Raw genomic sequence first — 21,230 nt, forward strand, 5'->3', positions numbered from 1 at the left:
CTGGCGACCCCGGTGGTGGTATGGACGACCGAATTCATGAACACGCCGCCGTCTTGGTCGACTGGAGTGCCCGGATCGATCCCGGCGACAACGTCGTCATCAGCGTCGCCGAGGGAGCCCACGAGCTTGGGGTCGCCGTCGCCGAAGCCGTCGGCGAACGCGGTGGCACCCTGCTCGCTGTCAACGATTCCGCGGAGCTCTCGCGGGCGTACCTCCAAGGACGAGCCACGGGCGAGGCCGACTTTGACGACCCCCCGGCTCACGAACTGGCGATGCTGGAGGCGACGGATGTCTATCTTCGGCTTGGCGGCGGGCGAAACACCGCCGCAACCGCGGACGTGCCACCCGAAACCCGGCAGGCCGCCCGGCGCGGGCGAACCGAGGTTCGGGAGGCGCGGCTGGCGACCGACTGGGTCTCGACCGTCCACCCGACCCGATCGCTCGCCCAGCAGGCCGGGATGTCGTTTGAGGCCTACCAAGATTTCGTCTACGATGCCGTGCTCCGCGACTGGGAATCGCTGGCCGCGGAGATGGCGCAGCTCAAAACAATCCTTGACGAGGGAGCAACCGTCCACATCGAAACCCCAACGACCGACCTCCGGCTGTCGATCGAGAACCGAACCGCGGTCAACAGCACGGCCTCGGTCGCCGACGACTCCCACAATCTCCCCTCCGGCGAGGTGTTTACCGCGCCAGCCGACGCCAACGGAACGATCACCTTCGACCTGCCGCGAACCGTCGACGGAACACGACTAGAGAACGTTGAGCTCACCATCGAGGACAACAATGTTGTCGACTACACGGCCGACCACGGCGCGGAAACGCTGCAGGAGCTACTGGAAACCGACGACGGAGCCAGCCGCATAGGTGAGCTTGGGATCGGGATGAACCGCGGGATCGATCGGATCACCGACCGAATTCTCTTCGACGAGAAGATGGCCGAGACGGTTCACCTGGCGATCGGTCGGGCCTACGACGCTTGCCTGCCGGACGGTGAGGCCGGCAACGCGTCGGCGATTCACGTTGATCTGCTGGCCGACATGCGCACCGACAGTCGCCTTTCGGTGGACGGCGAGGTGATTCAACGAAACGGTATCTTCCGGTGGGAGGATGGATCCACGGAGACCCTAACCGACTGAGCCAATCGGGTTGCCGCCGGATTCATTACCCGCTCGGCCGACCAGTGGGATGTGACAGCACGAACCGTAACCACGACAGCGTCGGCAACACGGACGGCGGCCCCCGATAGCGCGACGGTCGCGGTCACCGCCCTCGGTGAGGGTGCCTCTGCAGCCCGCGCCCGCGAGCGGGCCCAAACCCGCGCGGCGACGGTACGCAGAGCGATCGAAGCGGTCGCCGAGGTGACGATCGAAACGGTCGACCACCGGGTGACCAATGCCGGAGCCAGCTTCGAACCCGAAACCGACGCCGCGTTCCGCGCTGTCGAGGAGTTTCACGTTCGCTGTGAGCCGGCAGCGGCCGCCACAATCGTCGTTGAGGCGACCGACGCCGGCGGGACGATCGACAGCGTGCAGTACGCCCTCACGGAAGGAACCCGGGACGCGGTGCAGGACGACGCACTGGCGGCGGCCGTTCGTCGGGCCCGCCGGAAGGCCGAGCAGGTAGCAACCACCGAAGGGCTCGCGGTCGGCGAGGCCCAAACAGTGACCACAAAGCCCGAGTATCCCGGCGGCGACCCCGTTGTCGACGATGCCTGGGAGTCGGATCCGGCCGTCCATCCCGCACCGATCAGCGTTACCGAGCGGGTCGAAGTCGCCTACGAACTCGTTGCAGCCGAGACAGCCGAACCGACCGGCGTGGCCGACATCGACGAAACAGCAACCGACGACAGCGGCAAAGATTGATACCGCTCTCGGGCCATATTGCGATATGGCTGTTGCCGGCATCTGTGAGCACTGCGAACAACGACCCGGAGCGTTCAGCTGTCGCCGCTGTGGCGCGACCGTCTGTCGGCTCCATTACGACGGCGAGCTAGAACTGTGTGCTGACTGCGCCGACAAACGGACAGCCGACGGTCGACGTGGGGACAGCTTCCGGCTGTGAGTGCGGAAAAATCGGGAGTAAGCGGGAGAGCCCCGGAGCTATTCGGGGATATCGAGTTCGAACTGCTCGTTGTCCTTGACAGCGTTAAGTACAACGCTGGTGTTGGACTCGCGGATGTCGACATCCTCTAAGAGTGACTTGATCTGGTCGTTCATGTCGTCGGTGTCGTCGAACTTCCCGATAGCGATGATATCGTAATCGCCGGTCGTCTCATACACCGAGATCATCTGCTTTTCGGCTTCAAGCTTGTTGGTGATCTGCGGGAGGGCACTCCCCTCAACTTTGAGATGCATGATCGCGGTCACATCGTAGCCAAGGCTCTCGTAGTCAACGATCGGCGAATACCCCTCGATAACACCCTCGGCTTCGAGATCCTTCAGGTGATTTGAGACGGTCGTCACCGACACATCGAGTTCCTCGGCGAGACTCCGGAGACTGGAACGGCCATCGCCGAGCAGGGAATTAATCAGCTTCTCATCAAGATGTTCGTGTGCCATACCACCCACGAGATAGTTTGTATTATTAAATTTACTGGTATTAATCTCCACATCCGCATAGCGGTTTCCCGTCGGAGCCGAGAATACGACAGAAGATTCAGCTGGGTGGTGGATGGATCCGGGTCACCAGACCCGATACATGTTCGATCAGGGCAAGCAGTGTCACCACACCAGCAGACGGGTGCGTAGTTGACAGCCGGTGGTGGTCGGGGCGGTCACAAGATTGAATATTCTGGCCGGCGAGTGATTGACAATGTCACGATCTTCCGACGGCGAGACAGTCGAAATCGACAAAGCGTCATTTACGCAGCTACAGGATCTGATCGCTGAACTTGAGCAGAGCGGGCAACAGCTCGGTGATATGGTGACCGCCAACAACGAGGTTATCCAGGGGTACGCGCCGACGCTCAACGAGATCAACGACGAGGTCTCAAATCTCACCGCGACCATCGAGGAGATCGCCGCGACCGTCAGCGACGTTGACGAGCAGGCCGACGAGGCCGCGACCCTCGCCGCCCAAGGCGAGGAATCAACCGACGACGCCGTCGAGGCGATGCACGACGTGACCGACGCCTCCGAGACGGTGTCGTCGGAGATCGAAGACCTCCAGGAGAAGGCCCACGAGATCGACGCGATCGTCGAGGTGATCAACGGGATCGCCGACCAAACAAATCTGCTGGCGCTCAACGCCTCGATCGAGGCCGCCCGCGCCGGCGAATCCGGTGACGGGTTCGCGGTTGTCGCCGACGAGGTGAAAAATCTCGCCGGAGAATCCCAAGAAAACGCCGAGACGATCGAGGAGATGATCAACGCGATTCAGGCCTCCACCGAGGAAACCGTCGACAGTCTTGAGACGATGCACGACCGCATCGACACCGGGATCGACGAGATCGAGACCGCGGCGGACAATCTCGCGGAGATCAACGACAGCATCGACGAGGTCTCCTCAAGCCTGCTGCAGGTCTCGGATGCGACCGACGAGCAGGCCGAAAGCACCCAGGAGGTCGCCTCGCTGATCGACGAGACCGTCGACGGGCTTGACGATGCTGTCAGTGCGATCGAAAACACGGAAGCCGTCGCCGAGACCCACCAGCAGGATATCGTCGAGATCAGACAGCTTGTCGACGATCAACTCCAGTAAGGCCGATCAAAAGAGGTGAAGCTCCGCGGTCGGGACGGCAACGGTGACCGTCTCGTCGACGGCTGGGGGTGATGACTGTTGGATAACAACGAGTTCCACACCCGCGGTCGTCCGAACGGTCACCGCAAAGTGACGACCGTTGTCAGTCACCCGCTGTACCGTCCCTGAAAGACCGATCTCGCCCTCGCGGGGTGGACGGATCGACAGCGAGGACGGTCTAACATAACAGCGAAGCGTCGCTCCCGGTGACTGCTGGGGAACCGTTGACACGGATCGCTCCTGTCCGGCGACTTCGATACGAGGTGGGTCACCGTCGACGACAGACGCCGGGAGTTCGATCGAGCGGCCCAGAAACGACGCGACAAACGGCGTCGGCGGCGATTCATAGAGCTCGCGGGGCTGACCGACCGCCGCGACCGCTCCATCGCGCATGACGACCAGCCGATCGGCGAGGGCCATCGCATCCGTCTGGTCGTGGGTCACAAACAGCGTCGTGACACCGGTTTCACGCTGAATACGGGCGATCTCCTCGCGGAGTTGAACCCGCAACCCCCGGTCGAGTGCCGACAGCGGCTCATCGAGCAACAGCACGTCCGGTTGTGGAGCCAACGCCCGGGCGAGTTCGACCCGCCGCCCTTGGCCACCGCTGAGCTCGCTCGGATACGCCGCCCGTTGGGCTTCGAGATCGACTAACGCCAGATACTCCTCGACGATCGCATCCCGCTCGTCCGGCTCGATCCCCTGGGGGCCGAGCCCGTAGGCGACGTTTTCGCCGACGGTCATATGCGGGTACAGCGTCGACTGCTGGAAGACAAGGCCGACCTCCCGTGCCTCCGGCGGCCGGTCGGTCACCGCCTCGCCGCGGAGCCGAATCCGGCCGCTGGTGGGGGTGAGATGGCCGGCGATCGCCTGAACGAGTGTCGTCTTGCCGCACCCACTCGGGCCGACGACCGCGACCACCTCCCCGGCTTCGATACTGAACGATACGTCCGCAAGCGCTCGTTCAGTCCCGTAGCGGTGGCCGAGCCCCTCGATGTCAAGCGTCACCGCTCGACCACCGCCGGCAGGCGGCCGAGCCGCTGAAGCGTGGTGACGACCAGCAGCGTCAGCCCGAACAACGCCAGTGCCAGCGGCAGGATGGCATCGATCCCGCCGCCGATGAACGCGACCCAGATCTGGGTGGGGATCGTCCGCGGGTTGTAGGCGACCATCATCGTCGCGCCGAACTCACCCATCGCGCGGGCGAAAGTGAGGACGACCCCCGCGACGATCGAGCCGCGGGCCAGCGGCAGCGAAACGTTCCAAAACGTCGCCAGCGGCCCGTAGCCGAGCGACCGGGAGGCCTGTTCGAGCCGCTCGTCGACCGCCCCGAACCCCGCCCGCGAGGTGATGACCACGAACGGCGCGGCGACGAACGTCTGGGCGAGGACGACCCCAAGCAGGCTCCCGGTCAGCGGGATCCCAGCCGCCGCGGCCGCCGACCCCAGCGGCGTGAACCGTCCGACCGCGGTGAGAATCATCGCCCCACCGACGACCGGCGGAACGACCAGCGGGAGGACGATCACCGCCGCAACGAGTCGCTTCCCCGGAAACGACTGCCGGGCCAACACGTAGGCCAGCGGGACACCGAACACCGTTGCGATCGCCGTCGACACCGGCGCGGTCAGCAGCGAGTGGCGGATCGCCTGCCGGGCGTCCGGCGTCGACAACCCCGCAACGATCGGGGTTGAGCCAACGCGGCCAAGAAAGGCCACAAACGGCAGCAGAAAGTACAGCAGCAACACCCCACCCAACAGCGCGGGGACAACGAGCTCAGGGCGGCGACGCCCGCCGTCGAGCCAGCCGCGGGCAAGGCTCACAGATCGATCGCCTCCGGAATGTCGCCGGTCGATCGTGGGAACGCCTCGCCGACAGTCAGTCCCGCCTCCTGGAGGATATCGGGGTTGTCCAAGAGATACTGGACGAGCCGGTGGGCCGCCTCACGGTTGTCGGCATCGCCGGGCACGGTGAGATTGTACCGGATCGGGCGGCCCGCAACCGTCGTGCCGTCCTCGAAGGTGTAGGTCGCTTCCGCGTAGGCCGCCGCTCGCTCGGGGTCGGCGAAGTTGTACGCCGGGGGGAACTCATGGAAGGGCAGGTCGTGGTCGACGGCCATGTTACGGTAGACGACCGCCCCCACGCGCGCACCGGTTTCGACGCCCGCCAGCAGCTGTGGTTCCTCGGGTTCCATATAGACCCGATCGGTCATCGCCTCGCGGAACCCCGCAAGGTCGTGTTCGGCTTCGGCGAGGTCGAAGGCCTGTATCGCCCGGTAGCCCAGCGGGTCGAGTTCCGGGTCGCTGATAGCGAGGTCGCCGTCGTCGGTCTCTCTGGCGAGGGCGTACCACGGCTCGTCGCCGGCGACGAGTCGCCGACCGAACGCTGTCTCGGGGTTGGCGGCGATCCCGAGGCTGTTGGCCGCGAACTCGATGTCCCAATCGGGCGACAGCCGCTCCCGCAGCAGCGTCGCATCCGCGCTGACGATCACGTCTGGGTGTTTGGTTTCGTCCTCGATCATCCGCAACACCGCATTGGTGCCGTGATACTCACCGTGAATGCGGATGCCGGTGTCGGCCTCGAACGCTGGATTGAGGTGATCCTCGAACGTGCGGGCGAGACTCCCGGCCGACAGCACATCAACGGAACTGCCGCCGCCGCCGAGACAGCCTGCAAGCCCACCGAGCGTCGACACGGCGACCGTCCGAAGAGCTGTTCTGCGGGAACATCGCTCGCTTCTCCATCTCGAAACCATCTGTCGTGTACTACGGTGGGATAGAACCATTTCTTTTCGGTATCGATGTAATTGGTGACCGTTTCATCCGTGTTGTGAAAGCTGTCTCGCGCTAGGAGTCGACCGGCGGCGAGCCGAGCACGTCAGTCGAGGTCTGATACAGCGAGTAGACAACGGTCAGGACGGCCACCGCCGTCGAGATACTCTGGGTGACAACCCCCATATACAGGGTGCCGGCACCGAGCGACAGAACGGCACTGGTTGCTGCACCGACACCGAGACAGGCAAACCCGATACCGATGGTTCGCAGCGCGGTACTGCCGGTTCGCCCGTATGCTCGACGGGCGAGCAGGGCGACCGTGCCGCTGCCGACCAGTATCGTGGCGTTCGCGACGAGGAACACGAGTGTGTAACGATCCATACGTGGCGTCCCCGACGGGTAACAACCGTCTCTACCTACACCGTTGTCTCCCCAACGTATGAGACCCGGTGGTGATTCTCACTGAGAAGGAATCAGGGCGAGACACCGTTGCGGTCACCCGGGACGACAGCGGAGTCGGTCGGAAGAGCTATTCGTCGACCAGATCGTCGATCCACGTCAGCGTCGCCATCGCCTTCGGGAAGCCGACTGTTGGGATCGAGAGAATCGCCACGTGTCGCAATGTTTCGGGGTCGACACCCTCATCGAGTGCGCGCCGGACGTGGGAGTGAACCGCCCCCTCGGATTCGGAGCCCGCAGCCAATGCGAGTTTGACAAGCCGCTTTGTCTCGTCGTCGATCGGGCCGGCGTCCGAGCAGGCCTTGCCGAGTTCGGAATACTGCTCCCAGACAGCAGGATACTGCTCGGCGAGTTCGCCGGCGGTCGATGGTAGCTCGTCGGTGTCGTCAGGTTCGTCGGCCATACATACTCTCGTGGCGAGTCGCAGAAAACTGTTGTGTCACGCTCGTCGACAGGGATCGGTACCTTCGAGAGGGTTGAACCCGACACCGCAGCTACCGTGACAGACCACCACCGAACCGGCGTGGTGCTCGCTGGCGGCTACTCGACCCGCTTCGGTGACGCCGATAAGGCGCTCGCCGAGATCGACGGCACACCGATGCTCGCTCGCGTCGTCGACCGGCTTTCGGCGGTTGTCGACAGCCTCGTCGTGAGCTGTCGGGCCGACCAGGAGGCGGCCTTCGATCGGGCGATCGCGGAGCTCGATCTCGACGTGCCGGTTCGCTTCGCCCTCGATCCCAACCCCGACAGCGGGCCACTCGCCGGAATCGCACACAGCTTCGATGGGATCGAATCGACATACGCCGCCGTCGTCGCCTGCGATATGCCCTTTGTCGATCCCACCTTTATCGAGTTGCTGTTCGAACAGGTGGTCGGTCACGACGCCGCGGTTCCCGAACTCGACGACGGCCACCGCCAGCCGACCCAGGCGGTCTACCACGTGGATCGAACGGCAACCGTTGCCGGACGACGGCTTGCGGCCGAGAAGCTGAGCCTTCGGGGCGCGCTGTCGGAACTTCATACCCTGACAATCCCCCCGGCAACTGTCTCCGAGCACACCACGTGGCGGTCGCTACAGGATGTCAACGACCGTGCGGCGTTCGACCGCCTCACCGGCGAGAGGAACCGTCCGAGCGACGAGCCGGACGGCGATTGCTGAGACACACTGCGAGAACAGGCACAGCCGGCCCGCGGTGGCGATAGGGGAGACGAAACGCTGGGTGTCACGCAGCCGGGTTCTCAGTCGGCACTCGTTGAGCGTGTGAGATACGCGTCGTTGACGATCCACTCGCCGTCATCGTTGCGAACCATATACTCGCCGTAGTAGGGGACGCGGTTGGCGACCGTCTCGCGGAACGTCTCCCGGATCTCATCGCGGCTCATCTCCCCCATCGAGCGGAGATCGTCGGTGCGGTTGAGACAGCCCTTCAGGTAGCCCTCGTGGGTGACGCGCACGCGGTGACAGTTCGCACAGAAATTGGGGTTCTCGACGGGATCGACGATCTCGACCATCCCGCCGTTGGATTCGTCGATCGGCTCCTCGGCGTCGTCGCCGGCGATCCAGTACCGGGTTCGGTTGTGCATCTCGCGGTGTTCGACGCGCGCAGCGAGGTCGTCCAGCCAGTCGTGGACACGCCCGATATCGATGTTCCACTCCGGATGACCGGTTAGCTCCGGCATATACTCGATCAACTGGAGCCGGAGACCATCGTTGTTGGCGGCGTGTTCGACCATCCCCTCGACGTAGCCGGCGGTGTGTTCAAAAACGACCATGTTGAGCTTCACCGGCGCGAGGCCGGCATCGAGGGCCGCCGTAACACCCTCCACGACCTGTTCGTACGCGCCGGATTGTGTGATCTCGGCGAAGGCCTCGGGGTCGATGGCGTCCTGTGAGACGTTGACGCGTTCAAGGCCAGCGTCTTTGAGATCCGCGGCGCGACCCGGAAGGAATGTTCCGTTGGTCGTCATCGACGCTTCCATCGAGTCGGGGGTGCGGCGGACGATCTCTTCGAGATCCTGCCGCAACATCGGCTCGCCGCCGGTGAATTTGACCTTCCCAACGCCGAACTCCGCGACGACCTCCAGAAACCGAACCACGTCGTCGGCGGTCATCTCGTTGTCATCGGGCTCCATCGGGCCGCGGGTGTCGCCGAGCCCCTCGTTGTGACAGTAGACACAGTCGAAGTTACACCGGTCGGTCAGTGACACCCTGACACCGGTAACCTCCCGACCGAAGTCGTCTTCCAGCGGCCCATCCATACGCGACCCTGCGTCGCTGAAGGAATTAAATCCGGTGGGTTCTCCGCGAATAATGTAAATAAAACCGATTTCGCATGCCGCATTCGTTCGGGTATTATGTTTCACAGGTGGCATGAACCACGCGTGCTATCGATTGCACACCCCCAGATCTATCCCAACAGCTCCGGGGCGGTCGCCGGCATCGTCGGCGGCGTCGGCACGGTCGGCGGGATCGTCTACCCGCTGATCTACTCCGCGCCGTGGCTCGCCAACTTCCATATCGGCTACTCGGTGACCGCCGTCTCGATGATCCCGATCGTTCTGCTGGCTGCATGGGTGTTCCAGCCGGAGATCGCTGCCGTCGCCAACAGTGCCGGCTTTGTCGGTGATGGCGGCGACACCCCATCGGCGACCCCCAGCGACGACTGACCTCACCGGCGACGAACCACACCAACAACGGCCGCTCTCACCTGTCGGGTGCGTCGCCGGCCACATCTTTTATTCACGGCTCGGTCGTGGAAGGCGTATGTACACGGTCGCCGTCAGCCGGAGCTTTGTCGCACAGCATTATCTGACCGTGCCGAACCCCGGCCCGGAGGGCGAACTGCATTCCCATCACTTCACCGCCGAGGTGACCTTCCGCGGCCCGGAGCTCGGCGAGTACGGCTATCTCGTCGATATCGACGCGGTCATCGAGGCTGTCGAGGCCGTCGTCGAGACGTTTCGGGATGCGACGCTCAACGAGCTGCCGGCCTTTGAGGGGCGCAATCCGAGTGCCGAACACTTTGCGCGGATCTTCGCCGGGCGACTCACCAACCGGCTCACCCCGGAGCCGGCAACGGAGCTCACGGTCGCCCTCCAGGAAGACGATGTTGCAACCGTCAGCTACACCGAGTCGCTATAGCCAATGAGCGGGACTCGCAGCCGACTCATCGTCGGGGTGTTCATCGCCGTGTTGTTGTGTACCAGCGGCCTGCTCCCCCTGCCGATCGCTGCCTCACCCTATGAGACAACCACCCCAGCCCCGTATCTCCACCAGGCGGTTCCCGAGACCAGCGATCGGTTTGATCGCCTAACTACCGAGTACGGCTTCGATCCCGACGACGCTGTCGATGTTTCGACGTTGTCGCCGACAGGCCAACAGGTCGTCGAGCGGACTATCACGGGGTCGCCGGATGCCGACGGCTGGTATCGGTATGAACTGCCGGTGTGTGTCGACGGCGTGTTCGGCTGTGATTCGGTACGGGAGCCGCCGACAGCGTTCACCTACGGCACGGCCCAGCCGTCGGGGATCTTCACTCTCGTCGCCGTCGACGGCGAGCGGTATCTCTTCCAAACCGGCGTCCAGCCGGGGGCTGATACGACTGGTGATCTCCGCGGACAGTCGGTTGGCACCTACACATGGCTGGCCGGTCTGCTCCCGCTGGGCGTGCTTGTCGGCGCGGCCACCCTCATCGGCCACCACAGCGATCGACGACGGGTGGCTGCTCTCGTGGTCGCACTCGGTGGTGTCGTTCTCGCAGTCGGCCTCGCAGTCCCGTATCTCGTTGTCGGCGATGTGGTCGCCTATGACACCATCGCCTGGCCGCTGTTCGGCGGTGTGCTCGCCGCGGTCGGCGTCGCCCTCGTTGGGGTCGCGTGGCTCGCGGTGGGGTATGCGGGGACAACAGGGACAACACCCTCGTAGCGGTAGTCTGCGGCGGTACGTCGGCACGGTAGCGTTCCGATAGCAGCCGCGACTGCTGGTGCTCGCGGTCGTGAAAATGAAAGAAAATCGGGTAGTTGTCTGTGGCTGTAAGCGGTGAAACCGACTTACAGGCGGGTCAGGTTCGAGGCCCGCGGGCCTTTCGGGGACTGCTCGATGTCGAACTCAACGTCCTGACCCTCTTCGAGGTCCGGGCCGCCGACGTCTTCCATGTGGAAGAACACGTCGTCGTCAGCATCGTCAGTATCAATAAAGCCGTAACCGCCAGTGTCGTTGAAGAAGTCAACCGTACCGTTTGCCATTGCACCTGTAGGGAGCAGCGACACGGATATAAGCGTTGTGAAGCACGGATCTTCTGCTACTCGGCCGATGCAAGCCCTCAGACGTGCGTTGACACCGATCAACTCCTGGGGGATCGAGCGTGTAACACACCCCTCGGGGGTATCGGGCGGCGACAGTGACAACTACTGGTCGGTGTCGTCGTCCGCCTGATCGGCAGCAACGATCTCCATCACGTAGCCAGCGATGCCGGCGGCGGCCAGCCCGATCCCGAACGCGCGTGTCTGTCGGCGGTAGGCCGGTTTCGCTTCCAGGGCGTCAGCGTTCTCGAAGTTCTTGCCGACCAGCTTTTTCGTCAGTGTTGCCGACAACCCCGGCGCGAGGGCGGTCACGATCCCCTGCCCGATTGCCATGAGCGATCCAGCCTTCCGACAGCGGTCTGTATCCATCATACCTGTCGTTGGGTGTCGATGGGTATGAGTACTGTGGCTGTTCTCTCCTAATGGGAGTACGCACAGGCGGATCTCCGCGGTTGTCACTGGTCGCTGGCTGGGCCGCGACAGATAGTCGCAGGTCGCCGATCAGGAGCTACAGACGCGGTGGAGATCCTCAAGGGAGTCGATATCCCAGGTCGGCCAGACGTTGAGATCCCAATCGGTGCGGTGGGGCCGACGGATGAACGCCGAGTCGATGCCGGCGTTTTCGGCGGCCTTGATGTCGGATTCGTTGTCGCCGACAAACAGCGCGGAGTCGGCGTCAAGATCCGCCAGCGCGCGCTCAAGATAGTGCGGGTTGGGCTTGCGGAGATCAAGGCTTTCGACGGTCGCCTCACGGCCGTAGGCCGTCTCGAAGAGGCCACCGATCTCAAAGTGATCGAGCAGGAAATCGACCGTCTCCTGTTGGTTGGAGCTGACGATGCCACAGGTCGCATCAAGGTCGTCCAACACACCAAGGTCGCCGTACGGCGTCTTGCGGCCGGCACGGGCTTCGGCTTGCTGAGCCCCGGACATCGTCTTATCGCGGACGCGCCAGAACGTCTCCGGCTGGAGGTCGTAGGTCTCACACACGTCGGCGACACTGCGTGGGGTCGCGCCGATCGTCATATCCTCGATGTGATCGGGATCGGGATCGCTCACGCCAAACTGTTCAAACGTCTCCTCGGTCGCCGAACGCAGCACGTCAAACCGGGTACGGCCAACAAGGACACCGTCGTTGTCAAACACGACAGTATCATAACTCATAGGTCACCTACCGGGGCTGCCGGGATAAGGGTTTCAGTCCGACTGTCAGGAGCCAAGCTCCTCGATCGCCGTCTCGACATCCTCGTTGGTCACGGTGTCCTCACGTTTCAGCGCCGAGCGGGCGGCCTCGGTGGCGACCTGTTCCATATCGGCCGCCGAAAGCCCTGTTGAGGCCTCGGCGATCCGCTTGGCGTCAAGATCGTCGGCGCGGGGGGCCTCAAGATGCGTATCAAAGATCGCCACGCGGGTTTTCGCGCCGGGGTTGCCGACCTCAATCTGCACTGACAGGCGGCCGGAGCGCAACATTGCGGGATCGATCTGATCGCGGCGGTTTGTCGCCGCGACGATCACGATCCGGTCGTCGCTTTCGTTGATCTCGCTGACCTCCTCAAGGAACTGGTTGACCGTCTGGGTCTGATCTTGGTGTTGGTTCGCACCGCCGCGTTCCGGGGTCAGCGCGTCGATCTCGTCGATAAAGACCAGACAGGGCTGATGTTGGCGGGCTTCATCGAAGAGGGCGGCGACGTTTTGGGTGCTTTCGCCGAGCCACTTCGAGATGATGTCGGCACCTTTGATGCCGACGTAGTTGATCCCCAACTCGCCGGCGAGTGCCTTCGAGAGATAGGTTTTGCCGGTGCCAGGCGGGCCGTGGAGCAGAAATCCGTTTTCGACCGACAGCCCGTATTTGGCGTACTTTTCGGGCTCCCGGAGCGGCTCGATCACCCGCTCTTGGAGCTTTGTTTTGACCGACTCCATGCCGGCGACATCATCGAAATCGATCGACGGCGGCTCGGAGACATACTGGGTGCCGACACCGGCTTGTTCAGCGTCGCCTGTCTCGCCCGGCGATGCGTCGTTTTGGCCGGCCTCCGGCTCCTCGTCGCCGCCGGACTGGTCTTCGGTGTTGGGTGTCGCGTCGTCAGCCTGTGCCGTCGCGTTGTCGGGTGACGACTGGCTGTCGGTGGTCTCTGTGTCGGTCGTCGGCGATCGATCGGGGCGCACATCCGGTGAGAGGCCGGGGATGCTGGCGACGATATGCGGGCGGTAATCACGATGGGCGGTATCATCGAGGGTCAGCGAGCCGGCCGTCGAGGCGAGAATAAGCCCCCCAGCCGCGAAACCCCCAAGCGCGATCGCCGACAGTGGCGGGTACTGCAACACCACGGCCGTAGCGGCGACAGCCCCGCCGATGCCGAGGACAACGACGGCCGTATAGATGATCCCGACAGCCGGCCGGCGGCTGAAAGCATCACGAACGCCGTAGCCGACCGTGCTCCACAGCCCGACAACCACAAGCCACAGCTCTGTGGCCCGACGGATACCCAGCCGATAGCGGGGGCTGGTGAGTGAGTCGGCGGTCGCGTCGCCGTCTGGCTCCTGTTGACTCATTGCTGGTGTCGGCGCGAGGGCTCCTGAACGCAGTTGATGCCGATACAATCAACTGTTGGTAGCCGCCGACAAAAATCTCTCCCTCACCGGTCGGCGTCAGCCAGCGTCGTCGACAACAGGGTCGCTCCAGTTCCCACGCAAAACGGGTGCTGTACCTTGCCTGGACTCCACCAACGACCAGTATCAAAACAAAAAATAGCTGTTTGGCGCGATGTACCCGCTTCGAGAGATCTTCGTCGTCGGTTTTGATGGCTATCGGCTCAGCCTAAATATCTAATTTGATAATTTTGGAGCCACATTTAATGACCTCCTGACTGCAGATACAGGTAACGCCGCACCTGTTCCGGGGCGGCGAAGTCACACCATGTCCGAACCAGCGGCCCGTGGTCAGGTCGGGATCGGGACACTCATCGTTTTCATAGCGATGGTGCTCGTTGCGGCGATCGCCGCCGGCGTCCTGATCAACACGGCCGGACTGTTGCAGGCCCAAGCGCAGTCAACCGGCGAAGAGGCAACCGCCGAGGTCAGCAACGTTATCCAGCTCAAACACGCGATCGGCGCGGAAACCACCACCAACGGTGAGATCGACACGCTGAATGTGAGTATGCGGCTCACGCCAGGGTCGGATGCGATCAATCTCAGCGAATCGTCCTACACCCTTGAGGTCGACGGCAATGCGACCGTTGTTAGCGGCAACGATGCCACAACCAGTGGGGTATCCTACTATGCTGTCCAGGGCATCGCTGACAACGAGAACACGACGTTAACTGATCAAAACGACCTGATAACCGCGCAGTTTGACCTGACAGAGATTCAAGGCGTGAGCCAGCTTGATGAGCGAACCACGGTCAGATTCGTGGCGATCGCCCCGGATGGTGGGACGACCTACAAGGAGTTCCGAGCACCAAACATGATCGCCGACGGGGAATCGTACATCCTCTAATCGAGTTCATCGTCCGGCTGTGCAGGTGACATCTCAATAACCCGGTGACGGGAGACTGCTATCATCGATACGGGGTTCATGTCGGTTCGTGAAATCTGCAAATACGGCTCTCAAATTGAACCATCAAATCCTAAAATGGCAATAGCGGCTCTGTAACGTATAAATTACGACTGAAGGGAGTAATTATGGGGACGGAGGGATTTGAACCCCCGATCGACTGATATCTCCGGTACGCGCCTCGGAACTCCAGAGGGTCGTCATCACACCCGATGATCAGTCGGTTGCTCGGTATATCAGTCTGGAGTGTCGTCCCGGGCGCGTGGCCTCTGGAGTCAGTCGCCATGCCTGGCTTGGCCACGTCCCCTCGCCAGCATCTTACCCGAACCACAGTAAAGGGGTTTCGGTCGCCCACGACACTGGCCGTCGATCACGACCGCCTACTCCTCCTCGGTCTCACTCCAGGCACAGTCCTGGCACTTGTAGCCGGTCAGAAAGGCCGTCACGCTCGGCATGTAGCCGACGCTGATGACGTTGCCGCCGCAGTCCGGACACTCCCGATCGGCGTCCTCGATCTCGGTTGCTTCCATCGGTGTCTCCCCTTCGATCAACTCGGCCAGCGATTCGGCGGTCACCATTCGCCCCTCGACGACGCGGTTGCTCATACTGATCGGGTAACGGCGGCGACACCAAAGACCTGTCGTGGTGACACGCACCACCGACACGGCCGGTCGGCGATCCGGGCTGTGGGAGTCCCACCTCAGGCTTCGACCCAGATCGTCTCAATCCCGCAGTTCAGACAGTCGTGCAGCGTCTCCATCGGCCCGTCGTCGTCCGGTACCTCCTCGTCGTCGACCATTGCGATCGCTGTGTCGCCGCAGATGATACATTCGAACTCGACGTTCATGCGTCGATACTACCCATTCCCAGCCGATATATCTGACTCGATTGCTGGACAGCAACGACGGGCTCACCGACGAGTCAGTGTCAGGATCGATCCGAGGTATGTCGACCGGTGAGACGGTGGCAAAACCTGATTCGTCACGTCCTGGAACCGTTCACCGATGGCTACTCGTCGGGCATCCACGCCGGCGGGTTCACCGTTGCCGTTCCGACCTCCGAAAGATCATATCTCGCCTGTCTGCTGTTCCCGTCGCTTGCTCTCGTGATATTGTACTCCGCGATGAACCCTTCTTCGGCAACCGTAATATGGCCGGCTGCAGTATCGAACGGGATCGAGTCAGGATCTCTGAAACCGGACACAGTGTATCTGACGGCTGTCGTTCCCTCCACGGTGACCGTTCTCGTCGCGTTCATGTCGAGAGACACCATGGGTTGTCGCAACCGATCGTGTGAGTCGATGCGATCCGGATCCCAGTTTCATCGGGGCTTCGATTCAGTTCGCCCGTCGTTCGGTCGTATTCGAAGACGCCCGCCGCGTTGTAGTAGGCGTGGATATCGTTCCCAAACAGCGTGTCGCTAAATCGTACCGAAGCGGTGCCAGCGTCGGTGTCCAGTGTTCTCACTATCGGACGATTGCTGTCGTCATCGACAATGGTCAGTCGGCTCCTGCGGGACGTGTTCTCCACTGCCGTTTGATGTGTCTGTACCGCGGTTCCAAGATCCGTCACTCCCTCCTGTGACCACCCCGATGGATACGAAAACTCCGCCACTGTCGATTCGGGCCCCGGCGACTGTTTGTCCGTCGCGGGTAAGCCAGCACAGCCAGCGAGCATGAGGACAATGGGCAGTAGTATCACAGAACGGGCCGCTTGCACGCGGGAGACCATACCGCCACTGGGTGAAAACCGATGAAAACAGTTGGAAAGTCGGTATCGAGGCAATCAGGCCATCACGTCCCCGTCGCTTTCGCTCGCGCAACTGCGTATCGTCGTTTGGCAGTCGGTTCGCGTGAGGTCGGTTGACGACAGTGGCGTAACCTGACTGCCCTGATTCGCTGCCAACGCGGCCACAGGCTTATTCGGGAAGCCGACCAACGTCTATCCACGATGGCGACTCACGACGAAACGGAAGACGACGAAATCGAGCCCGCAGAACTCGACGAGCGAGCCGAGGAAGTCGAAGACGGCGAGTTCCTGACGTTTGAGGAACACGCGGAGAAACGAGAGTAATCGATAGCTTGTATGTCGTGGCGGTTCGTTATTCATCCACGCGCCAGCGACCAACTAGCAGCGTTGCCTGCGGATGTTGACGAGCGGATCAGACGCAAACTGAAGGAGATGGTCACCAGCGAGTGGCGCGATCTCCACGAGTACGACGTCGAACGCATCCGCGGCTGCGATCACGAGATATACCGCACACGAATCGGCGACTATCGCGTCTTCTTTCTCGCTGAGGAACCCGTCGCCGCGATACTCCATGTGGCGAAACGCGACCGTGCCTACGGGAACACCGGTCAGTTAGACTCGCGTGCAGACGATTTCGAAACCGAATGAGTGGTATTCGAATCGTTGTGCAGTCGCTCCATATCACCGCCACCACGATCTGAGTGCGACCGACTCCGCGCGCAATTCGACGACCAGACGCCGGTTTTCACCGATGCGGCTGTGAATGGATCAACGAACACCGATACTAACTACACGCTATCGACGATTTCCTCGGCTCCACTCCTGATACCACCCTACGGTTCGGTGGTCTCGGGTGTTTCGTCTCGACGGACGACCAACACCGGGCCGACCGAGGCGGCAGCCACGCGCTCGGCCTCATCGCCGAAGACGAGCGACCGCAGCGACGGGGCTGCCTCGCCGATCACAATCGCGTCGTGAGTTGGTGCCGCATCCATCAGCGAATCGAACGGCGAGCCGGCCGCGGTCGACGTGTCCGTGTCGATCCCGGCCTCGCGGAGGCGGCTCGCGGCGGTTTCCAGCCGGTCGTCGTTCGCTTCGTCGCTGTCGCCCGCGAGCAACAGCGTGACGCCGATATCACGGTCGCCGACAAGGTCGATCACGAACGCGATGATCCGGTCGATGTCCACGTCGCCCGACAGCGAGACCAGCAGATCGTCGACATCGCCGGTCATCCCGGAGATGGCAAACGCGTCAGCGTTGATTTCGTCGGCCACTCGCGTCACCGTCTGTTCGCGGTCATGCGTAAATACGAGCCGGTGGTCGGCCGCACCGCCAGCGTCCGCGAACTCCTCGCTGAGTTCTTCCAGCGCGGCGGTCGCCCGCTCCTCGTACTGGTGGCGGGCCTGATCCGGCGGCGTCTGCTCGGGGAGGACGTGATAGCCGAGGACGGTCACGTCCATCGTTCCGAGCAGGCTCATCAGTCCCGGTGCGACCGTCTTGCCTTCGAGAACTTCGACGGGGACGAGGACGCGGCTCATTAGAGGGCTCTCTTGAGACGTATGTCGCGGGCGTAATAGAAGTACCACCCGGCGGTCGCCGCGCTGACGGCGATCCCGACGCCGATGGACAGCGGATTCATAAAGGCGATCAGCCCGGAACTCGCCAGCGCGCCGACCGCCGGGATCACTGGCCCGCCCGGAACGACGAAATCCGGATCGTACCACGATGGTTCGTCCCGCCGGATGGCGATCAGCGCGACACACATCAAGCCGTACATGATCAGGTGCAGAAAGGAGGCGACCTCGGCGAGCAGTTGCACCTGCCGTGTCGCCGCCAACACGATCACGGGGCCGCCGGCCAGTCCGAGGGCGACGTGCGGCGTCCCGTATTTCAGGTTGATTCGGCTGGCCCACTCCGGCAACAGGGCGTCCTTCGAGACGCCGTAGATGGCACGCGAGGTGCTGAGGATCGAGGCGTTGGCCGACGACATCGTCGCCAGCAGGCCGCCGATGACGATCACGAACGCGCCCGGCCACCCGAGCAGCGCGCGGCCGATCTCGACCATCGCGGTCTCGCCGGCCTCGGCCAGCGCGTCCTGCGTGAAGACGCTCGTCGCCACGAAGATCGTCACCACGTACAGCGTCATGACGATCAGCACCGAGCCGATCATCGCCAGCGGGAGGTTCCGGCCGGGGGATTGCATCTCGCCGGCGACGGTGGCGACCTGTGCGAAGCCGAGATACGAGGTGAACACGAGGGCGGCCACCGACATGATCGGGCCGACCGCCCAGACGTTTCGCGCTTCGCCGGGTGGGGTGCCGGCATCAACGAAGCCGAGGGCATCGGCCATCCCGAAGGCGAGAAACGCGACCAGCATCGAGAGCAACAGCGCGACGATCCCGTTCTGGAGTTTGGCCGCGTTTTCGGTGCCGGTCACGTTCAACACGGTGAACCCGATCCCGGCGACGACGGCGATCCCCGAGACGATGCCGCCCGGACTCGCCCCGACGGTGATCCCGAGCAGGGCGAGGGCGTCCAAGGCGTAAAACCCCAGGCCGACCAGATAGAACGCGGTCGCAAACACGAGGCCGATCCACAGCGAGAGGCCGATGACCGTCCCGGCGAGCGTTCCCAACCCACGAGAAATGAAGTAGTAGCCGCCGCCGCTTTTCGGCATCGCCGTCGCCAGCTCCGAGGTCGGCAGCGCGACCAGCAGCGCGATGACGCCGCCGATCCCGAAGGAGGCCGTCGCCGCCGTCCCGACTTCCGCGCCGGCCAGCCCCGGAAAGACGAAGATGCCCGCGCCGATCATCGTGCCGATCCCGATAGCCAACCCACCGGAGAGCCCGAGCGTCCGTTCGAGTTCGGCGTCGTCGGTGATCGTCGCTTCGTCGGTCTCGACGACCGGCTCGGCGTCGGGTGCCTCGCCTTCGATGTTGGTGCCGGTCGGCTCGCTACTCATTGCCGAGGGTTCACTCTCGGCGGGGTAATAAGCAGGGGCCGCCGATCACATTTTGTCGGTCACGTCAGCGACCGCAATGAGGCTCCTTCTGTGATTGGCTGGTCGCAACACCAAGACTTCTACCGCTCCATTCGGCGACGGAACTCGGAGAGGTCGTAGGTGTCCTCACCCTTCGGAACGATCCCGACGACGGTCATGGTGTCGCCACTGAATGTTCTCCGTCCAGTCGTTGATCTTTTCGAGGATCCGCTCGGCGTGATCCGGATTGTGCTGCTGAATCGTTGCGAGATCGTCCCGCGCACTCTGAAGCACAGTGAGTTCCGACGGCGCGTGCGGCATCAGTGTTATTCGAGGTCGATGTCGAGATCGTCGGCAACCTCTTCGACTGAAAGGTGCGACGCTTCGTCTTCGAGTTCGTCAAGCCGTTCGGCGATCACGGCTCGCTCGTCGGGCAGCATGTCGGCTTCGGGCGGATGCTTGGGCGCGTCACCGTCGGTCGCCATATTCAATCGTGGGATACGTGTCTTGATAAGCTTTGGTGCATCCGGGTCGTCTCCGATCTCGGCCGACGTATTCGCCAGCGTCGCCGACACCAAACGGTTTCATGGACGGCCGCCGATGGGGCGAGTATGTTCGACAAATCGACGTGGATCAAGCTCCCCCGCAACGTGGTCGTCGGCCACGGCGTCATCGAGGAGCTTGGCCAGGCCGTCGCCGAACTCCACCTCCACGGCGACCCGCTGGTCGTCACCAGCCCGACGCCGAACGAACTCGCGGGCGACCGCCTGCGCGCCCAACTCGACGACCCGACGACGGTTACCGTCGAGTCCGCCAGCTTCGACTCCATCGAGCGCGTCACCGAGATCGCCCGCGATATCGACGCCGGCTACCTGATCGCCCTCGGCGGCGGCAAACCCATCGATATCGCCAAGATGGCCGCCGACGAGATCGACCGGGGGTTCGTCTCGGTGCCGACCGCCGCCAGCCACGACGGCATTGTCTCCGGTCGCTCGTCGGTGCCGGAGGGTGACAGCCGGCACTCGATCGCTGCCGACCCGCCGCTGGCCGTCGTCGCCGACACCGAGATCATCGCCCGCGCGCCGTGGGAACTAACCACCGCCGGCTGTGCGGATATCATCTCGAACTACACCGCTGTCCAGGACTGGCGGCTCGCCAAACGCCTCAAAAACGTCGAGTACTCCGAGTACGCGGGCGCGCTCTCGGAGATGACCGCCGAGATGTTGGTGGACAACGCCGACTCGATCCGCCCGAACCTCGAAGAATCGGCGTGGATCGTGGTCAAAGCCCTCGTCTCCTCCGGCGTCGCCATGTCGATTGCGGGCTCCTCCCGGCCCGCTTCGGGTGCGGAACACCTGTTTTCCCACCAGCTCGACCGCATCGCGCCGAACAAGGCTCTGCACGGCCACCAGGTCGGCGTCGGCTCGATTCTGACCGAGTACTTGCATAGCGGCGACGCGGGTCGCTGGCGGGCGATCCGCCAGGCCCTCGACAGCATCGACGCGCCGACCACGGCTGACGAACTCGGCGTCAGCGACGACGAGGTCTTAGAGGCGTTAACGACGGCTCACAAAATCCGAGATCGGTACACGATCCTCGGCAACGGCGTCGACCTGGATGCGGCCGTCGAGACGGCGACCGTGACCGGCGTGATCGACCGCGAGTAGGGCCGTCGCCGC

The 21,230-nt window shown here is 63.1% G+C and carries 30 protein-coding genes, 1 tRNA gene and 1 pseudogene; 12 read left to right on the top strand and 20 right to left on the bottom strand.

Annotated features, from left to right (window positions below; genetic code table 11):
• The first annotated feature begins 20 nt into the window (after window positions 1-20).
• From HKK80_RS08910 to HKK80_RS08920, 3 genes are read left to right on the top strand one after another with little or no spacing between them, the layout of a single operon-like run.
• The gene (locus HKK80_RS08910) at window positions 21-1,139 is read left to right on the top strand and encodes an aminopeptidase (protein ID WP_411799246.1); all 1,119 of its coding nucleotides are present in this window, start codon (window positions 21-23) and stop codon (window positions 1,137-1,139) included.
• A 51-nt stretch (window positions 1,140-1,190) separates the two neighbouring features.
• Complete coding sequence (locus tag HKK80_RS08915) at window positions 1,191-1,865, top strand: SIMPL domain-containing protein (protein ID WP_411799247.1); 675 nt, start codon at window positions 1,191-1,193, stop codon at window positions 1,863-1,865.
• A 25-nt stretch (window positions 1,866-1,890) separates the two neighbouring features.
• Window positions 1,891-2,064 carry a hypothetical protein gene (locus HKK80_RS08920; protein ID WP_411799248.1) on the top strand — a complete coding sequence of 58 codons (174 nt, stop codon included), beginning with the start codon at window positions 1,891-1,893 and terminating at the stop codon, window positions 2,062-2,064.
• 38 nt (window positions 2,065-2,102) lie between these two features.
• Here HKK80_RS08920 and lrp read toward each other — a convergent pair whose 3' ends face one another.
• Window positions 2,103-2,561, bottom strand: coding sequence for an HTH-type transcriptional regulator Lrp (gene lrp, locus HKK80_RS08925; RefSeq protein WP_411799249.1), 459 nt, complete (start codon window positions 2,559-2,561; stop codon window positions 2,103-2,105).
• A 253-nt stretch (window positions 2,562-2,814) separates the two neighbouring features.
• On the opposite strand from lrp, the gene HKK80_RS08930 reads away from it, so the two are divergent.
• Window positions 2,815-3,702 (top strand): methyl-accepting chemotaxis protein, encoded by an 888-nt coding sequence (locus HKK80_RS08930; protein ID WP_411799250.1) that lies wholly within the window; start codon window positions 2,815-2,817, stop codon window positions 3,700-3,702.
• A gap of 6 nt (window positions 3,703-3,708) precedes the next feature.
• On the opposite strand, the gene HKK80_RS08935 is transcribed toward HKK80_RS08930, so the two are convergent.
• From HKK80_RS08935 to HKK80_RS08955, 5 genes are all read right to left on the bottom strand, one after another.
• Window positions 3,709-4,749, bottom strand: coding sequence for an ABC transporter ATP-binding protein (locus HKK80_RS08935; protein WP_411799251.1), 1,041 nt, complete (start codon window positions 4,747-4,749; stop codon window positions 3,709-3,711).
• Window positions 4,746-5,561: an ABC transporter permease gene (locus HKK80_RS08940; protein WP_411799252.1), complete on the bottom strand. Its 816-nt coding sequence runs from the start codon at window positions 5,559-5,561 to the stop codon at window positions 4,746-4,748. The genes HKK80_RS08935 and HKK80_RS08940 overlap by 4 nt, the downstream gene beginning before the upstream one ends.
• Window positions 5,558-6,493 (bottom strand): extracellular solute-binding protein, encoded by a 936-nt coding sequence (locus HKK80_RS08945; RefSeq protein ID WP_411799253.1) that lies wholly within the window; start codon window positions 6,491-6,493, stop codon window positions 5,558-5,560. The genes HKK80_RS08940 and HKK80_RS08945 overlap by 4 nt, the downstream gene beginning before the upstream one ends.
• 91 nt (window positions 6,494-6,584) lie before the next feature.
• Window positions 6,585-6,893 carry a hypothetical protein gene (locus HKK80_RS08950; protein ID WP_411799254.1) on the bottom strand — a complete coding sequence of 103 codons (309 nt, stop codon included), beginning with the start codon at window positions 6,891-6,893 and terminating at the stop codon, window positions 6,585-6,587.
• A gap of 148 nt (window positions 6,894-7,041) precedes the next feature.
• Entirely contained in the window at window positions 7,042-7,374 is a 333-nt protein-coding gene (locus HKK80_RS08955; protein ID WP_411799255.1) for a carboxymuconolactone decarboxylase family protein, read from the bottom strand.
• Between the two features lie 33 nt (window positions 7,375-7,407).
• Here HKK80_RS08955 and HKK80_RS08960 point away from each other — a divergent pair, with 33 nt between their 5' ends.
• The gene (locus HKK80_RS08960; RefSeq protein ID WP_411799256.1) at window positions 7,408-8,130 is read left to right on the top strand and encodes a molybdenum cofactor guanylyltransferase; all 723 of its coding nucleotides are present in this window, start codon (window positions 7,408-7,410) and stop codon (window positions 8,128-8,130) included.
• Between the two features lie 80 nt (window positions 8,131-8,210).
• On the opposite strand, the gene moaA is transcribed toward HKK80_RS08960, so the two are convergent.
• On the bottom strand, window positions 8,211-9,230 hold the full coding sequence (gene moaA, locus HKK80_RS08965; RefSeq protein WP_411799257.1) for a GTP 3',8-cyclase MoaA: 1,020 nt from the start codon (window positions 9,228-9,230) through the stop codon (window positions 8,211-8,213).
• Between the two features lie 141 nt (window positions 9,231-9,371).
• Here moaA and HKK80_RS08970 point away from each other — a divergent pair.
• The 3 genes and pseudogenes from HKK80_RS08970 to HKK80_RS08980 all read left to right on the top strand — a co-directional run.
• Window positions 9,372-9,638: pseudogene (locus HKK80_RS08970) on the top strand (MFS transporter); the annotation flags it as partial.
• Between the two features lie 97 nt (window positions 9,639-9,735).
• Window positions 9,736-10,113, top strand: coding sequence for a 6-pyruvoyl trahydropterin synthase family protein (locus HKK80_RS08975; RefSeq protein ID WP_411799258.1), 378 nt, complete (start codon window positions 9,736-9,738; stop codon window positions 10,111-10,113).
• Between the two features lie 3 nt (window positions 10,114-10,116).
• Entirely contained in the window at window positions 10,117-10,896 is a 780-nt protein-coding gene (locus HKK80_RS08980; protein ID WP_411799259.1) for a hypothetical protein, read from the top strand.
• Window positions 10,897-11,021: 125 nt separating this feature from the next.
• Here HKK80_RS08980 and HKK80_RS08985 read toward each other — a convergent pair whose 3' ends face one another.
• The 4 genes from HKK80_RS08985 to HKK80_RS09000 form a co-directional block, all read right to left on the bottom strand.
• Window positions 11,022-11,216 (bottom strand): cold-shock protein, encoded by a 195-nt coding sequence (locus HKK80_RS08985; protein ID WP_021040194.1) that lies wholly within the window; start codon window positions 11,214-11,216, stop codon window positions 11,022-11,024.
• Window positions 11,217-11,378: 162 nt separating this feature from the next.
• A complete protein-coding gene (locus HKK80_RS08990) occupies window positions 11,379-11,645 on the bottom strand; it encodes a hypothetical protein (protein WP_411799260.1) in 267 nt (88 codons plus the stop codon).
• 129 nt (window positions 11,646-11,774) lie between these two features.
• On the bottom strand, window positions 11,775-12,434 hold the full coding sequence (locus HKK80_RS08995; RefSeq protein ID WP_411799261.1) for an HAD family hydrolase: 660 nt from the start codon (window positions 12,432-12,434) through the stop codon (window positions 11,775-11,777).
• A 45-nt stretch (window positions 12,435-12,479) separates the two neighbouring features.
• A complete protein-coding gene (locus tag HKK80_RS09000) occupies window positions 12,480-13,823 on the bottom strand; it encodes an AAA family ATPase (protein ID WP_411799262.1) in 1,344 nt (447 codons plus the stop codon).
• A gap of 424 nt (window positions 13,824-14,247) precedes the next feature.
• On the opposite strand from HKK80_RS09000, the gene HKK80_RS09005 reads away from it, so the two are divergent.
• Window positions 14,248-14,766, top strand: coding sequence for a hypothetical protein (locus HKK80_RS09005; protein ID WP_411799296.1), 519 nt, complete (start codon window positions 14,248-14,250; stop codon window positions 14,764-14,766).
• Window positions 14,767-14,952: 186 nt separating this feature from the next.
• Here HKK80_RS09005 and HKK80_RS09010 read toward each other — a convergent pair.
• From HKK80_RS09010 to HKK80_RS09030, 5 genes are all read right to left on the bottom strand, one after another.
• Window positions 14,953-15,130: transfer RNA gene (locus HKK80_RS09010), tRNA-Trp, on the bottom strand.
• A gap of 73 nt (window positions 15,131-15,203) precedes the next feature.
• Window positions 15,204-15,428, bottom strand: a complete 225-nt coding sequence (locus HKK80_RS09015; protein ID WP_411799263.1) for a DUF5795 family protein — start codon at window positions 15,426-15,428, stop codon at window positions 15,204-15,206.
• Between the two features lie 95 nt (window positions 15,429-15,523).
• Entirely contained in the window at window positions 15,524-15,670 is a 147-nt protein-coding gene (locus tag HKK80_RS09020; protein ID WP_411799265.1) for a hypothetical protein, read from the bottom strand.
• A gap of 161 nt (window positions 15,671-15,831) precedes the next feature.
• Complete coding sequence (locus HKK80_RS09025) at window positions 15,832-16,095, bottom strand: hypothetical protein (RefSeq protein WP_411799266.1); 264 nt, start codon at window positions 16,093-16,095, stop codon at window positions 15,832-15,834.
• Window positions 16,077-16,289 (bottom strand): hypothetical protein, encoded by a 213-nt coding sequence (locus HKK80_RS09030; protein WP_411799267.1) that lies wholly within the window; start codon window positions 16,287-16,289, stop codon window positions 16,077-16,079. Before HKK80_RS09030 ends, HKK80_RS09025 begins: the two co-directional genes overlap by 19 nt.
• A 483-nt stretch (window positions 16,290-16,772) precedes the next feature.
• On the opposite strand from HKK80_RS09030, the gene HKK80_RS09035 reads away from it, so the two are divergent.
• Entirely contained in the window at window positions 16,773-16,895 is a 123-nt protein-coding gene (locus tag HKK80_RS09035; protein ID WP_411799268.1) for a hypothetical protein, read from the top strand.
• Window positions 16,896-16,907: 12 nt separating this feature from the next.
• Window positions 16,908-17,219 carry a type II toxin-antitoxin system RelE family toxin gene (locus HKK80_RS09040; RefSeq protein ID WP_411799269.1) on the top strand — a complete coding sequence of 104 codons (312 nt, stop codon included), beginning with the start codon at window positions 16,908-16,910 and terminating at the stop codon, window positions 17,217-17,219.
• 185 nt (window positions 17,220-17,404) lie between these two features.
• On the opposite strand, the gene HKK80_RS09045 is transcribed toward HKK80_RS09040, so the two are convergent.
• The 4 genes from HKK80_RS09045 to HKK80_RS09060 form a co-directional block, all read right to left on the bottom strand.
• Window positions 17,405-18,109 (bottom strand): universal stress protein, encoded by a 705-nt coding sequence (locus tag HKK80_RS09045; protein WP_411799270.1) that lies wholly within the window; start codon window positions 18,107-18,109, stop codon window positions 17,405-17,407.
• A complete protein-coding gene (locus tag HKK80_RS09050) occupies window positions 18,109-19,533 on the bottom strand; it encodes an APC family permease (protein WP_411799271.1) in 1,425 nt (474 codons plus the stop codon). The genes HKK80_RS09045 and HKK80_RS09050 overlap by 1 nt, the downstream gene beginning before the upstream one ends.
• Window positions 19,534-19,698: 165 nt before the next feature.
• A complete protein-coding gene (locus tag HKK80_RS09055; protein WP_411799272.1) occupies window positions 19,699-19,845 on the bottom strand; it encodes a hypothetical protein in 147 nt (48 codons plus the stop codon).
• A 32-nt stretch (window positions 19,846-19,877) separates the two neighbouring features.
• The gene (locus HKK80_RS09060) at window positions 19,878-20,036 is read right to left on the bottom strand and encodes a hypothetical protein (protein ID WP_411799273.1); all 159 of its coding nucleotides are present in this window, start codon (window positions 20,034-20,036) and stop codon (window positions 19,878-19,880) included.
• 126 nt (window positions 20,037-20,162) lie between these two features.
• On the opposite strand from HKK80_RS09060, the gene HKK80_RS09065 reads away from it, so the two are divergent.
• A complete protein-coding gene (locus HKK80_RS09065; RefSeq protein WP_411799274.1) occupies window positions 20,163-21,218 on the top strand; it encodes an NAD(P)-dependent glycerol-1-phosphate dehydrogenase in 1,056 nt (351 codons plus the stop codon).
• Window positions 21,219-21,230: the final 12 nt, after the last annotated feature.

This window comes from Halonotius sp. F2-221B, assembly GCF_046719765.1.
Classification (GTDB): domain Archaea; phylum Halobacteriota; class Halobacteria; order Halobacteriales; family Haloferacaceae; genus Halonotius.

Coding starts and splice junctions, on each gene's coding strand:
- lrp (WP_411799249.1), bottom strand. CDS start 2,561: ATGGCACACGAACATCTTGATGAGAAGCTGATTAATTCCCTGCTCGGC.
- HKK80_RS08920 (WP_411799248.1), top strand. CDS start 1,891: ATGGCTGTTGCCGGCATCTGTGAGCACTGCGAACAACGACCCGGAGCG.
- moaA (WP_411799257.1), bottom strand. CDS start 9,230: ATGGATGGGCCGCTGGAAGACGACTTCGGTCGGGAGGTTACCGGTGTC.
- HKK80_RS08985 (WP_021040194.1), bottom strand. CDS start 11,216: ATGGCAAACGGTACGGTTGACTTCTTCAACGACACTGGCGGTTACGGC.
- HKK80_RS08995 (WP_411799261.1), bottom strand. CDS start 12,434: ATGAGTTATGATACTGTCGTGTTTGACAACGACGGTGTCCTTGTTGGC.
- HKK80_RS08955 (WP_411799255.1), bottom strand. CDS start 7,374: ATGGCCGACGAACCTGACGACACCGACGAGCTACCATCGACCGCCGGC.
- HKK80_RS08980 (WP_411799259.1), top strand. CDS start 10,117: ATGAGCGGGACTCGCAGCCGACTCATCGTCGGGGTGTTCATCGCCGTG.
- HKK80_RS08975 (WP_411799258.1), top strand. CDS start 9,736: ATGTACACGGTCGCCGTCAGCCGGAGCTTTGTCGCACAGCATTATCTG.
- HKK80_RS09015 (WP_411799263.1), bottom strand. CDS start 15,428: ATGAGCAACCGCGTCGTCGAGGGGCGAATGGTGACCGCCGAATCGCTG.
- HKK80_RS08990 (WP_411799260.1), bottom strand. CDS start 11,645: ATGATGGATACAGACCGCTGTCGGAAGGCTGGATCGCTCATGGCAATC.
- HKK80_RS08950 (WP_411799254.1), bottom strand. CDS start 6,893: ATGGATCGTTACACACTCGTGTTCCTCGTCGCGAACGCCACGATACTG.
- HKK80_RS09020 (WP_411799265.1), bottom strand. CDS start 15,670: ATGAACGTCGAGTTCGAATGTATCATCTGCGGCGACACAGCGATCGCA.
- HKK80_RS08945 (WP_411799253.1), bottom strand. CDS start 6,493: ATGGTTTCGAGATGGAGAAGCGAGCGATGTTCCCGCAGAACAGCTCTT.
- HKK80_RS09005 (WP_411799296.1), top strand. CDS start 14,248: ATGGTGCTCGTTGCGGCGATCGCCGCCGGCGTCCTGATCAACACGGCC.
- HKK80_RS08910 (WP_411799246.1), top strand. CDS start 21: ATGGACGACCGAATTCATGAACACGCCGCCGTCTTGGTCGACTGGAGT.
- HKK80_RS09045 (WP_411799270.1), bottom strand. CDS start 18,109: ATGAGCCGCGTCCTCGTCCCCGTCGAAGTTCTCGAAGGCAAGACGGTC.
- HKK80_RS09050 (WP_411799271.1), bottom strand. CDS start 19,533: ATGAGTAGCGAGCCGACCGGCACCAACATCGAAGGCGAGGCACCCGAC.
- HKK80_RS09025 (WP_411799266.1), bottom strand. CDS start 16,095: ATGGTGTCTCTCGACATGAACGCGACGAGAACGGTCACCGTGGAGGGA.
- HKK80_RS09035 (WP_411799268.1), top strand. CDS start 16,773: ATGGCGACTCACGACGAAACGGAAGACGACGAAATCGAGCCCGCAGAA.
- HKK80_RS09040 (WP_411799269.1), top strand. CDS start 16,908: ATGTCGTGGCGGTTCGTTATTCATCCACGCGCCAGCGACCAACTAGCA.
- HKK80_RS09060 (WP_411799273.1), bottom strand. CDS start 20,036: ATGGCGACCGACGGTGACGCGCCCAAGCATCCGCCCGAAGCCGACATG.
- HKK80_RS09000 (WP_411799262.1), bottom strand. CDS start 13,823: ATGAGTCAACAGGAGCCAGACGGCGACGCGACCGCCGACTCACTCACC.
- HKK80_RS09065 (WP_411799274.1), top strand. CDS start 20,163: ATGTTCGACAAATCGACGTGGATCAAGCTCCCCCGCAACGTGGTCGTC.
- HKK80_RS08930 (WP_411799250.1), top strand. CDS start 2,815: ATGTCACGATCTTCCGACGGCGAGACAGTCGAAATCGACAAAGCGTCA.